The organism is uncultured Subdoligranulum sp. (genome assembly GCF_937890665.1).
Map to the genome: position 1 here is coordinate 1 of NZ_CALADU010000284.1, position 10896 is coordinate 10896.

Here is a 10896-nt window from a genome sequence, read left to right on the forward strand (position 1 = left end):
ATGACCCGTCAGGAAGTTTTCGACGCCATGCACACCATCTGACGGGAGGCAGCAGGATCTATGAGAATTTTAAACAGCGGGGATATCCTCGAGACCATTGAGATGCTGACCGCCGAAAATCTGGACGTCCGCACCGTCACCATGGGCATCAGTCTGCTGGACTGCATCGACCCCGACGGCGACAAAGCCTGTGAGAAGATCTACAATAAGATCGTGCGGCTGGCCGGCAATCTGGTACCGGTGGTAGATGGTATTAGTGCCGAGTACGGCGTCCCCATCGTCAACAAGCGGATCAGCGTCACCCCCATCGCCATGCTGCTGGGCGCAGCACCCGACGCCGACCCTGTGGCTTACGCCAAGGCGCTGGACCGGGCCGCTAAGGCTGTGGGTGTCAACTTTATCGGCGGATTCGGCGCACTGGTCCATAAGGGCTTTTCTGCGGGCGATAAGCGCCTGATCGAAGCCATCCCCCGTGCCTTGGCCGAAACCGATATTGTCTGCTCCAGTGTCAACGTAGGTTCCACCAAGTCGGGCATCAACATGGATGCCGTCCGTCTGATGGGGCAGGTGGTTCGTCAAACCGCCGAGTTGACCAAAGACAACATGTGCATGGGCGATGCCAAACTGGTGGTATTCTGCAACGCGCCGGAGGACAACCCCTTCATGGCCGGTGCTTTCCATGGTCCCGGCGAGCCGGACTGCGAGATCCACGTGGGTGTTTCCGGCCCCGGTGCGGTCCGCGCCGCACTGGCCAAACTGCCCAAAGACGCCCCCATGGACGAAGTTGCCGAGTTGGTCAAACGTACCGCCTTTAAGATCACCCGTCTGGGTCAGCTGGTAGCCAATCTGGCCAGTGAACGGCTGGGTGTGCCTGCCGGCATCATCGACCTGTCGCTGGCCCCCACCCCGGCCATCGGCGACAGTGTAGCCAACATTTTGGAGGAGATGGGTCTGGAAAGCTGCGGCTGCTGCGGCACCACCGCTTGTCTGGCCTTGCTCAATGACGCCGTGAAAAAAGGCGGCGTGATGGCCTCCAACCATGTAGGTGGTCTGTCCGGTGCCTTCATCCCGGTATCGGAGGACGACGGCATGATTCAGGCCGCCAACTGCGGCAGCCTGACGCTGGAAAAACTGGAAGCGATGACTGCCGTGTGCTCGGTGGGCATCGACATGGTGGTAATCCCCGGCGATACCCCTGCCGAGGTCATCAGCGGCCTGATTGCCGACGAAGCCGCCATCGGCATGGTGAACAGCAAGACCACAGCAGTCCGCGTCATCCCCGCCATCGGTCATCAGGCCGGCGACGTGCTAGATTTTGGCGGCTTGCTGGGTCATGCTCCGATCATGCCCATCAGCAAGTACAGCCCCGCCGTTATGATCCACCGCGGTGGCCGCATCCCTGCCCCTATGCAGGCATTGAAAAACTGATACCAAAAGAGCCTTTCCCTTGCGGGAAAGGCTCTTTTTTGTATGGATGTGTGGGGGCTTTTTCGCTCAAGCCTCTGCCCAAACGGCCCGTGCCGCGTTCAGAGCATTGAAGAGCCGCGGCATTCCCATATACGGCATAGCATGCAGCAGCGCAGCCAGAATCCGCTCCCGGCTGTTGCCCGCTTTCTCGGCTCCCGTCACATGGGCTTTGACTTGCAGTTCCGCATCCCCCAACGCAGCCAAAACCACCAGATTGAGCAGTTCCCGCCGGGCGGTGTCCAACCCGTTGCGGGTGGCAAAATCCCCGAAGGCAAACTCGGTAAGATAGCGGGGAATCGCTTCGGCATACACCGGCGGCAGATCACTGTACCGGTCCGCGATCTCGCTGCCGTAAAGCGGTGCCTGTACAGCCAACCCGGCATCATAGCGCTCCGCCTCCCCTACGGTCCCTTGTGCCGGAAGCGGCAGCGCAATCCCCGCGGCGGTAAAGGCTTCATTCATCGTCCCAATGGCATTGAGCGTCTTGGGGAAACCGATGAAGGGGGCACACTGATAGATTGCTTCCCGAATCTCAATGGGCGTGCAGCCTGCGTTGAGGGCCGCCCCCACATGGGCTTTGAGCTGGGGCAGCGTTTGGTTGACGGCCAACACCACAACGGTGACCAGTTCCCGGTCCTCATCACTGAGCTCACCGGTATAGCATACCTGCCCAAAGATAAAGCGCTGCAGAATCTTCATAAATTCAGGATCGGTGCCCTCGTCCCCCGCCGGGGCTGCGCCAAACAGAATGCCAAATTTTTCCGCACAGCGTTCGATACGATCTTCCATAAGAAAAAACCTCCTGACCTTGTAGCTTTGTGTCCATGGTAACACTTAAAGCGCACTTGAAGTCAAGAGGTTTTTTCAAAATCAATCGAGGATCCGACCGTCGGTGGAGATGGTCACCACCTGCCACGGCAGGAACTTACCGCTGGCCTGCAGTGCGCGCTTCGCGGCCTGCTCCAGCCCGCCGCAGCAGGGCACTTCCATCCGAACCACTGTCACTTCCCGAATATCGTTGCGGCGCAGAATTTCGGTCAGCTTTTCGCTGTAATCCACACTGTCCAGCTTGGGGCATCCCACCAGCGTGATACGCCCGCGGATGAACCGCTCGTGGAAGGCCGCATAAGCGTAGGCCGTGCAGTCCGCCGCGATGAGCAGTTTGGCCCCGTCAAAGAAGGGCGCTTCGATGGGCACCAATTTGATCTGCACCGGCCACTGCCGCAGGCGGCTGGGTGCCGCCGTAGGAGCCGCAGGTGCTTCCACCGCGCCCGAAAGGACCTTGGCCTGACTGCCGGGACAGCCCCCCCGCAAAGTGTGAGCCGCACTGCCGGGGCAACCGCCCGCCGCCTGCATTTTGCGCTGCTTGGCGGCCAGTACCGCCGCCTCATCGTAGGGAGCAGCTTCTCGTTCCACAAAGGTGATGGCGCCGGTGGGACAGGTGGGCAGGCAATCCCCCAGCCCGTCGCAGTAATCGTCCCGCATCAGACGAGCCTTGCCTTCAACCATGGCGATAGCGCCTTCGTGGCAAGCCGCCGCACAAGCGCCGCAGCCATTGCACTTCTTCTCATCGATTTGAATGATGCGTCGTTTCATAAAAAATGCCTCCGTATTGACTTTATGCAGCTAGTTTACTACAATGGCTTTACTATGTATGTTGTAGGAACAACATTTTGGGAGGGAAACCATGGAAATTCAAGAACTCCCCCACACTCCGCTCTTTCATGGCCTGCCATCGGAGCAGCTACCGGCCATCTTGGCCGCTTTGGAGGCACGGCGCCGCCCTTTTGCCAAAGAGGAATTGCTGCTGCAGGCCGGGCATCGGATGACCCATATGGGGTTGGTACTTTCCGGCTGTGTACACATTGAACATCTGGATGTCTGGGGAAATAAAACACTGTTGGGGCAAGCCGAAGAAGGAGACCTTTTTGCCGAGACCTACGCCTGTCTGCCGCAGGAGCCTTTGCTGGTGAATGTAACGGCTGCCAGTGATGGAGAAGCACTTTTTCTTTCCGTTGCCCATCTGCTGCAACCCGGTCCGGAAAACTGGCGCCAACAGATGACCCAGAACCTACTGCGCATTGCGGCGCGCAAAAACCTAGGTCTGGCCCGGCGCAATCTGTACACCGCTCCCAAAACCATTCGCGGGCGGGTGACGGCTTACTTTTCAGCGCTGGCTGTCAAAAATGGCAGCTTACGGTTTAGTTTGCCCTTTGACCGCCAGCAGTTGGCAGACTTTTTGGGGGTGGATCGCAGTGCGCTAAGCAGTACGCTTTCCCAGATGCAGCGGGACGGACTGCTGACGCTGGGGCGGCGCACAGTAGAACTGCATACCGCACCGGAAGATTTCTCGCTGTAAGATGCAAAAACCGGGGCGCAGGCAAATGTCCTGCGCCCCGGTTGGTATTTTGGGGATAGGAATTATTTGGTGCCGAAGATCCGGTCGCCGGCATCGCCCAAGCCGGGCACAATGTACCCCTGATCGTTGAGCTTCTCGTCCAGCGCGCCCACGTAGATGTCCACGTCGGGATGGGCCTCATGCAAAGCCTTCATGCCTTCCGGAGCCGCCAGCAGGCCAATGAATTTGATGTGCTTGGCGCCCCGCTTCTTGATCTGGGTGATGGCATCGGAGGCGCTGCCACCGGTGGCCAGCATGGGATCCAGAACGATGACTTCCCGCTCGCTGATGTCGTTGGGCAGTTTGCAGTAATACTCAACGGGCTTCAGCGTTTCTTCGTTGCGGTACAAACCAATGTGGCCCACCTTCGCAGCAGGGATCATGGACAGCATGCCGTCCACCATACCCAAACCGGCGCGCAGAATGGGCGCCAGCTTGCGGCCGGCCAGCACCTTGGTGCGAGCCAGTGCAATGGGGGTCTCCACTTCCACTTCCTCGGTGGGCAGATCCCGCGTAGCCTCGTAGCAAAGCAGCATGGCAACCTCGCTCACCAGATCACGAAATTCCTTGGTGCCGGTGTTACGGTCCCGCAACAGGCTGATCTTGTGCTGAATGAGGGGATGATCTACGATCTCGACAACGCTCATGGTACAATCTCCTTATGAAACATTTTTTATCGGCAGCCTGCGTCGGCAGGCCGGAAAAACAGTGTTTACTGGTTTTGCAGCGCCATCATCTTGTCGATGCGCTTCTGGTGGCGGCCGCCCTCGAAGGTCGCATTGAGGAAGGCATCCACGATCTGGCAGCCCAGCCCGGCCCCTACCACGCGGCCACCCATGCAGAGCACGTTGGCATCGTTGTGGCGGCGGGTGAACTCCGCACTAAAAGTATCGCTGCAGCAGCAAGCACGAATGCCCTGCATCTTATTGGCACACATCGACATGCCCACGCCGGTACCGCAGCACAAAATGGCCAGCACACAACGGCCGTCCTGCACAGCCTTGCAGCCCGCAGCGGCAAAATCCGGGTAGTCCACACTGGCGGTGGAGTCGGTACCAAAATCCTGATACGCTACCCCCAGCTCGTCCAGATGGGCCTTGATGGCTTCTTTCAGTTCATAGCCGCCGTGATCGGCTGCCAGCGCGATGGGTTTGTCAAATTGCATTGGTTTGTTCCCCCTGTTGTTTTTCTCTCTCGGCGCGTTCCCGCTCCGCCTGACTCAGCCGGTGGTAGTCCGGCAGCAGGGCGGCGGGCGGCACACAGTCGCCGCTCTCCCACAGGGCTTTGGCGGCCAGCGCTACCCCAGCACCACGCAACACTTGCAGCGCGGCCGGGCAGGGAGCCACACCTTGCACCTGTCCATAGATATTGTAACACAAAGCGGCGCCGTCGCCAACAAAAAACAACGGTTTTTTACAGTTCTGCACAAATTCCGCCAACGCCGCAGCCGGTTCGGCGGCATCAGGGGTCAGCCGTGCATGGCTGGCAAGGTCAAAAGCCGCCCAATAGACCTGCCCGCGGCGGGCATCCTGCGCACCGATCACGGTGCCCTGCCCCGCCATACCGTAGGCCAGTGCCGCCATCGTGGACACCGGCGCACAGGGGATCTGCCGCGGCAGCGCCAGCCCCTTGATGACCGACAACCCAATGCGCAGCCCCGTAAAACTGCCTGGACCATTGGTTGCCCCCAGCAAATCCAGATCCGCCACTGTCATGCCGCAGGTCCGCAGGGCCGTATCGATCATAGGCAGCAGCGTTTCGCTGTGGGTCAGGCCATTGTTGCACTGCGTTTCATACAGCAGTACGTCATCCCGCAGGATCGCCACCGATGCGGTCTTGCCTGCTGTATCCACCGCTAAGATATTCATACAATCACCTATACGTTATGTAATATTTCCACTTTTGTATCCAGTTTGTATTCATTCAATCGTGATATGCCGGGTCGTTTCGTCCACTCGCTCGATATGAATGCGGATAGGCTGTTCCTGCGCCAACAAATCGGCACAGTTTTCGCTCCATTCGCAGGCTACCACCGCCCCCATATCCAGATAGTCATAGAATCCGGCAGCCGCCAGATCCCCCTCGGTATGGATGCGGTACAGGTCGAAGTGGGCCAACGGCCGAGGACCACGATAGTAATTGACAATGGCAAAAGTCGGGCTGCTCACCGGGTCGGTACACCCCAGTCCTTCCGCCAGTCCCTGACAAAAAGCGGTTTTGCCCGCCCCCAGTCCTCCGGTAAAGGCGATCAGCGCCCCTGACGGCAACGTTTGGGCGAAGGTGCGCCCCAAGGCTACCGTTTCCTCCCGGGAATGTGTGGTATATTCCTGCATAGCCGTCATACTCCTTGCTGCATACTCGTATTTATTATAGTACACATTCGGTGATTTGTAAAATTTAATTCACAGCCGTGGTCAAACCCGCGTTCTTGCGCTATAATAAGGGAAACCACCCGAAGGGAGTTCACCTATGTACCCACTGATCCGCCGTTATCTGCGCCGTATTGACGGGCTATATCTGGCTTTGTGCCTTTTGTGCTCGGCGCTCAGTGTTGTGGTACTGGTTTCGCTGGGGTACAATCAGCTAGGCTCCAACAACAAAGCCTCGGTACAGGTCATTGCCAGTTTGCTGGGCGTGATGCTGGCCATCGTCTTTTCCACTGTGGATTACCGCGCACTGGCCCGCGCTTGGCCGCTGCACGCCACCGTGGCATGGGGGTTGGTACTGCCCACCCTCTTTTTCCATAATGTCGACGCCGGTGTACTCACCATCGGCTATGACGCCGGCGGCACCTCCAATTACAGTTGGTACCGTGTGGGCGGTATGACCTTTCAGCCTGCCGAACTGGCCAAGATCAGTTTTATCTTGACATTGGCCCTTCACCTGAGCCAACTGCGGGGGCAGGTCAACCGGCCTAAAAATCTACTCCTATTGTTCGCCCACATCCTCGTTCCGCCGGTTTTGATCCACCTGCAGGGGGATGACGGCACCGCGCTGGTCTTTTTGGGCATCGGCCTCATCATGCTCTACGCAGGCGGGCTGTCCCACTGGTTGGTAGGCGGCGTACTGACCGCCGGTGTGGTGGGCGGCATTTCCCTGCTGGCTTTAAAGCCCAATCTGCTCAAGGGTTACCAATTCCAGCGCATCATGGCCATTCTGACACCGGAAGATCCAGCCTTGTCCGATATTACCTACCAGCAAAACAAGGGTTCGATGGCCATTGGCACCGGCGGTCTGACCGGGCAAGGGCTTTTTAGCGGCGAGCACGTTTTTGTGCCCAACGCTTGGAACGATTTCATCTTCGCCTATCTGGCCAACGTGCTGGGCTTTGTAGGCGCTGCCGCCGTATTGATCCTGCTCTTTGCCCTCTGCATGCGCACTCTGCGCACCGCTATGCAAAGCAGCGACGCTCTGGGCCGTTATATCTGCGTGGGCATCTTTGCCGCTCTCTTCGTGCAATGTGTCATCAATCTGGGCATGAATCTTCAGGTATTGCCGGTCATCGGCGTGACACTGCCCTTTTTCTCTGCCGGCGGGTCCAGCGTGGTCATGGTCTATTTCTCGGTGGGATTGGTGCTCAGCGTGGGCATGCATGCCCGCAGTTCCCGTCTGGACGCCGGACCGATTCTGTAACTATGTAAGGCGGGCTACTGCCCGCCGAGGGTCAATGGGTACGGGGCTCCGGCCGGGGCTCCTCGCCCATGAAAAGACTGGGGACCAGACAGAGGGCTGCCACACCGACCACGATAAAGACGGTGCGGGCCAACCAGTTCAGGCTGCCGCCCAGCAACCACCCCACGGCGTTGAACCCCCAGATGCCGTAGATAACCCAGTTGATGCCGCCTACAATAGCCAGCAACAACAACAGTTTTTTAAATACGGACATGAAAATCCCTCCTTTGGGTGACAGTATGCCACCTAAAGGAGGGATTTATGCGTGTGCATTCCATTCTTATCTGTACAAACGACGCCCCGATTCCACTTTGTTTACTGGATCTTTCTCTTTCTATTCCCTGCGGGACAAGGGCAGTACCTATTCCCGCGCCGGACTGATCATTACCGACAATGCCGTTTGGTCGGTCTGGCTGTTCGGTCTTTGCCTGCTTCTGTTGTCCAAGCTCCTGCGCAAAATTGGACACGCCGGACGCTGAACGGCCTTCGACCGATGCAAGGCGCCCAGTCATAGAAAACCATCGGTTATCCGTTCTGCGGGAAGACAATCGTCCCCTTCAAAGAAAAAGGGGGGGACCGCCTTCCCGCTTTTTTACAACACAAAAATTCCCGGGAACCGAAGTTCCCGGGGATTTCGTATGCCGGTGGTGGGGGTCGAACCCACACGGTGTCACCACCAACGGATTTTGAGTCCGTCTCGTCTGCCAATTCCAACACACCGGCATGTAACTCTTGAATTATAATCTGTTTAGCCAAGAAAGTCAAGCCCGTTTTGGCAATTTGCGCAAATTTTATTTTGCGCCCCCCTTGTAACCGCCAGGTCGCTTTGCTATAATAACTTTTTGTTGAGCAACTTAGGATTTTAGGCTCCGTCGTGCTTTGCACGGCGCAAACCGGTGTCAGGCTGGCGGTCTGGCATGCGGTCAAAATCTATCCGCCGGAGTGTTTGTATGTATATTGGTATTTTGTTCGTCGTTGCCCTTGTGGTAGCGTATCTGGCCGTCCGCTTTACCCTGCCCCGCACCGAAGGCCGCACCTCGGTTCGACGTATGGTTCGCTGTGCTGTCATCGCTGCGGTGTATGTGGTGCTTTGTCTGGTATTGGCCCCCTTCAGCTACGGCGCGGTGCAGGTCCGTGTGGCGGAAGCCCTCTGCCTGCTGCCCGTCTTTGGGGCTGAATACATCGTGGGCGTCACACTGGGCTGCTTTTTGGCCAATCTGTTCGGCTCCACCATTATCGACGTCGTCTTCGGCACGCTGGCAACGTTGCTGGCCTGCCTTGTGACCTACCGCCTGCGCCATCTGCGCATCAAAGGTCTGGCGATTCCGGCTTCTCTGCCGCCGGTGTTCTTTAATGCTGTAATCGTCGGCATCGAGATCACCGTCTTTTTCACCGATTATACCGTCATGAGCGCCCCTCTGTGGTTGCTGTGCGTCAGCAATGGCATCTCGGTGGGGATTGGCGAATTGGTTAGCTGCACCGTGTTGGGTGTGGCGCTGGTCAAACTCATCGAATCCAACGCCGCGCTCAAACAGATCTTCACCGAAAAATAATCTGAGGTAACCTCATATGCGCCCGGAACTGATTTTGTGGGATTGGAATGGTACCCTGCTGGATGATGTAGCCCTTTGTGTAGACGCGCTCAACCGTCTATTGGCACACTACGGCTATCCCCAGCGGTACGACCGCGATCAGTACCGGGTGATTTTTGGTTTTCCCGTACAAGAATACTACGTCCGGGCCGGGTTTGATTTTTCCCGCCACAGCTTTGATGCGCTGGCCAACCGCTTTATGGAAGATTACATCCCGGCCAGCGCCTCCTGCCCCCTGATGTCCGGCGCCAAGCAAACGCTGGACGCCTTTTCTGCCGCAGGACTGCATCAAGTAATTCTGTCGGCCAGCCCCATCACCACTCTGCAACGGCAGGTGGAAGAGCGGGATGTCACCCGTTATTTTGACCACCTGTTGGGGCTGGGCGATATCTATGCCAAAAGCAAGGTGGCACTAGGTCTTGCCTACTTACAGGAAGCGGGGTTTGACCCCAGCCGGGCTGTAATGATCGGCGATACCACCCACGACTTTGAGGTGGCGCAAGCCTTGGGGGTACACTGCGTGCTGCAAAGCGGCGGCCACCAACCGCCCGAGATTCTGCATCGCACCGGTGCCGTGGTGGTACCGGGATTGCCGGAAGCGGCTGATTTTATTCTAAGGAGTGTAGGAGACAATGTCTGACAGGGTAAAAGGTGCCCTTCTTACGATGAGCGGCGCGGCATGCTGGGGAATTTCCGGCTGCATGGGCCAATACCTTTTCACGCGGGAGAATATGGACTCCACCTGGTTGGTCCCCATTCGTCTGTTCTTGGCCGGTCTGCTGCTCTGCGGCTTTTACTTTGTCAAGAACCGCAAACAGCTCTTCGATCCATGGAACGTGAAGAAGAACCCCCGCAACACCCTCGACCTATTGATCTACGGCGTAGCTGGTGTCAGTTGCTGCCAGTTTCTCTACTTCTTGACCATCCAACTTTCCACCGCCGGTGTGGCCACCATTTTGCAGGACCTGTCCCCTGTGCTGATTTTGCTGGTACTGTGTCTGCAGCAGCGCCGGGCCCCACGGCTGTTTGAGCTGTGCTCCATTCTGTTGGCCTTGGTGGGCGTCTTTTTGTTGACCACCCACGGCAGTCTGACCAGTCTGGCCATCAGCCCGGCTGCGCTGATTTCCGGTATCGTCTGCGCCTGCACCGTGGTGATCTATACCATGTGGCCCAAAAACCTGCAAGCCCAGTACCCCACCCCTATGCTGCAAGGTTGGGCATTCCTGATGGGCGGTGTGCTCTTCCATCTGGTATTCCGCCCTTGGTCCATGGGCTATGTTCCCAGCGCTGTGGGGGTATTTGGCATCGTGGTGGTGGTCATCGTAGGCAATGTATTGGCCTTTAGCTTGTATATGTCCGGTGTCCCCCTCAGCGGTCCCCAACGCGCCAGCCTGTACAGCTTTGCCGAACCGGTCACGGCTGCGATCATCAGCACCTTGGTGCTGGGTTCCCCCTTCACCCTCTGGGACGCATTGGGCTTCGGATGCATCTTCGTGATGTTGATTCTGCTGAGCCTGCCCGCCCCCCACAAAACCGTAAATTAATTTTGAAATACACCCGCACAGGTTTGACAGCATCCCCTGTGCGGGTGTATTATAGTAGAGTGTGTAATACTAGATTGCCGCGCTCTTTAGCGGCGGAAAAACAGGGGTTTTCCTATGTCTTTTTTTGAAAAACTGTTCGGTACCTTCTCGGACAAAGAGCTTAAGCGGATCCAGCCTTTGGCGGACAAAGTGCTGGCGCTGGAGCCGGAGATGCAGAAGCTGA

The 10896-nt window shown here is 57.6% G+C and carries 13 protein-coding genes, 1 tRNA gene and 1 riboswitch; of the genes, 6 read left to right on the forward strand and 8 right to left on the reverse strand.

The genetic code is table 11. The features are described from left to right. Positions 1–60 precede the first annotated feature (60 nt). Complete coding sequence (locus Q0526_RS16170; RefSeq protein WP_298735868.1) at positions 61–1428, forward strand: PFL family protein; 1368 nt, start codon at positions 61–63, stop codon at positions 1426–1428. A 66-nt stretch (positions 1429–1494) separates the two neighbouring features. Here Q0526_RS16170 and Q0526_RS16175 read toward each other — a convergent pair whose 3' ends face one another. Both Q0526_RS16175 and Q0526_RS16180 read right to left on the reverse strand, forming a co-directional pair. After that, positions 1495–2256 carry a carboxymuconolactone decarboxylase family protein gene (locus Q0526_RS16175; protein ID WP_298735870.1) on the reverse strand — a complete coding sequence of 254 codons (762 nt, stop codon included), beginning with the start codon at positions 2254–2256 and terminating at the stop codon, positions 1495–1497. A gap of 81 nt (positions 2257–2337) precedes the next feature. After that, a complete protein-coding gene (locus Q0526_RS16180; protein ID WP_298735872.1) occupies positions 2338–3063 on the reverse strand; it encodes a 4Fe-4S binding protein in 726 nt (241 codons plus the stop codon). 91 nt (positions 3064–3154) lie between these two features. On the opposite strand from Q0526_RS16180, the gene Q0526_RS16185 reads away from it, so the two are divergent. Continuing rightward, the gene (locus tag Q0526_RS16185; protein ID WP_298735874.1) at positions 3155–3826 is read left to right on the forward strand and encodes a Crp/Fnr family transcriptional regulator; all 672 of its coding nucleotides are present in this window, start codon (positions 3155–3157) and stop codon (positions 3824–3826) included. A 62-nt stretch (positions 3827–3888) separates the two neighbouring features. Here Q0526_RS16185 and upp read toward each other — a convergent pair whose 3' ends face one another. The 4 genes from upp to tsaE all read right to left on the reverse strand — a co-directional run bounded on the left by upp (position 3889) and on the right by tsaE (position 6198). Then, positions 3889–4512, reverse strand: a complete 624-nt coding sequence (gene upp, locus Q0526_RS16190; protein ID WP_298735876.1) for a uracil phosphoribosyltransferase — start codon at positions 4510–4512, stop codon at positions 3889–3891. A 65-nt stretch (positions 4513–4577) separates the two neighbouring features. Further along, positions 4578–5030, reverse strand: coding sequence for a ribose 5-phosphate isomerase B (rpiB, locus tag Q0526_RS16195; RefSeq protein WP_298735878.1), 453 nt, complete (start codon positions 5028–5030; stop codon positions 4578–4580). After that, positions 5020–5733 (reverse strand): tRNA (adenosine(37)-N6)-threonylcarbamoyltransferase complex dimerization subunit type 1 TsaB, encoded by a 714-nt coding sequence (gene tsaB, locus Q0526_RS16200; protein WP_298735881.1) that lies wholly within the window; start codon positions 5731–5733, stop codon positions 5020–5022. Before tsaB ends, rpiB begins: the two co-directional genes overlap by 11 nt. A 51-nt stretch (positions 5734–5784) precedes the next feature. Continuing rightward, positions 5785–6198 (reverse strand): tRNA (adenosine(37)-N6)-threonylcarbamoyltransferase complex ATPase subunit type 1 TsaE, encoded by a 414-nt coding sequence (tsaE, locus tag Q0526_RS16205; RefSeq protein ID WP_298735883.1) that lies wholly within the window; start codon positions 6196–6198, stop codon positions 5785–5787. A 136-nt stretch (positions 6199–6334) separates the two neighbouring features. On the opposite strand from tsaE, the gene Q0526_RS16210 reads away from it, so the two are divergent. Next, positions 6335–7498 carry an FtsW/RodA/SpoVE family cell cycle protein gene (locus tag Q0526_RS16210; protein ID WP_298735885.1) on the forward strand — a complete coding sequence of 388 codons (1164 nt, stop codon included), beginning with the start codon at positions 6335–6337 and terminating at the stop codon, positions 7496–7498. A 31-nt stretch (positions 7499–7529) separates the two neighbouring features. Here Q0526_RS16210 and Q0526_RS16215 read toward each other — a convergent pair whose 3' ends face one another. Continuing rightward, a complete protein-coding gene (locus Q0526_RS16215; protein ID WP_298735888.1) occupies positions 7530–7751 on the reverse strand; it encodes a DUF378 domain-containing protein in 222 nt (73 codons plus the stop codon). Positions 7752–8176: 425 nt separating this feature from the next. Further along, positions 8177–8260 (reverse strand) — tRNA-Leu (locus Q0526_RS16220). A gap of 124 nt (positions 8261–8384) precedes the next feature. Next, positions 8385–8480, forward strand: a riboswitch (PreQ1-III riboswitch). 106 nt (positions 8481–8586) lie between these two features. Here Q0526_RS16220 and Q0526_RS16225 point away from each other — a divergent pair. From Q0526_RS16225 to Q0526_RS16235, 3 genes are read left to right on the forward strand one after another with little or no spacing between them, the layout of a single operon-like run. Next, the gene (locus Q0526_RS16225; RefSeq protein ID WP_366522133.1) at positions 8587–9090 is read left to right on the forward strand and encodes a QueT transporter family protein; all 504 of its coding nucleotides are present in this window, start codon (positions 8587–8589) and stop codon (positions 9088–9090) included. A gap of 16 nt (positions 9091–9106) precedes the next feature. Further along, complete coding sequence (locus Q0526_RS16230; protein WP_298735892.1) at positions 9107–9769, forward strand: HAD family hydrolase; 663 nt, start codon at positions 9107–9109, stop codon at positions 9767–9769. Then, positions 9762–10673: a DMT family transporter gene (locus Q0526_RS16235; protein ID WP_298735894.1), complete on the forward strand. Its 912-nt coding sequence runs from the start codon at positions 9762–9764 to the stop codon at positions 10671–10673. The genes Q0526_RS16230 and Q0526_RS16235 overlap by 8 nt, the downstream gene beginning before the upstream one ends. Positions 10674–10896 lie beyond the last annotated feature (223 nt).

Bases quoted from the DNA above. Each gene is read 5' to 3' on its own strand.
- upp (WP_298735876.1), bottom strand. From the start codon at position 4,512: ATGAGCGTTGTCGAGATCGTAGATCATCCCCTCATTCAGCACAAGATC.
- Q0526_RS16235 (WP_298735894.1), top strand. From the start codon at position 9,762: ATGTCTGACAGGGTAAAAGGTGCCCTTCTTACGATGAGCGGCGCGGCA.
- Q0526_RS16225 (WP_366522133.1), top strand. From the start codon at position 8,587: ATGGTTCGCTGTGCTGTCATCGCTGCGGTGTATGTGGTGCTTTGTCTG.
- tsaE (WP_298735883.1), bottom strand. From the start codon at position 6,198: ATGCAGGAATATACCACACATTCCCGGGAGGAAACGGTAGCCTTGGGG.
- tsaB (WP_298735881.1), bottom strand. From the start codon at position 5,733: ATGAATATCTTAGCGGTGGATACAGCAGGCAAGACCGCATCGGTGGCG.
- Q0526_RS16185 (WP_298735874.1), top strand. From the start codon at position 3,155: ATGGAAATTCAAGAACTCCCCCACACTCCGCTCTTTCATGGCCTGCCA.
- Q0526_RS16170 (WP_298735868.1), top strand. From the start codon at position 61: ATGAGAATTTTAAACAGCGGGGATATCCTCGAGACCATTGAGATGCTG.
- Q0526_RS16230 (WP_298735892.1), top strand. From the start codon at position 9,107: ATGCGCCCGGAACTGATTTTGTGGGATTGGAATGGTACCCTGCTGGAT.
- Q0526_RS16180 (WP_298735872.1), bottom strand. From the start codon at position 3,063: ATGAAACGACGCATCATTCAAATCGATGAGAAGAAGTGCAATGGCTGC.
- rpiB (WP_298735878.1), bottom strand. From the start codon at position 5,030: ATGCAATTTGACAAACCCATCGCGCTGGCAGCCGATCACGGCGGCTAT.
- Q0526_RS16175 (WP_298735870.1), bottom strand. From the start codon at position 2,256: ATGGAAGATCGTATCGAACGCTGTGCGGAAAAATTTGGCATTCTGTTT.
- Q0526_RS16210 (WP_298735885.1), top strand. From the start codon at position 6,335: ATGTACCCACTGATCCGCCGTTATCTGCGCCGTATTGACGGGCTATAT.
- Q0526_RS16215 (WP_298735888.1), bottom strand. From the start codon at position 7,751: ATGTCCGTATTTAAAAAACTGTTGTTGTTGCTGGCTATTGTAGGCGGC.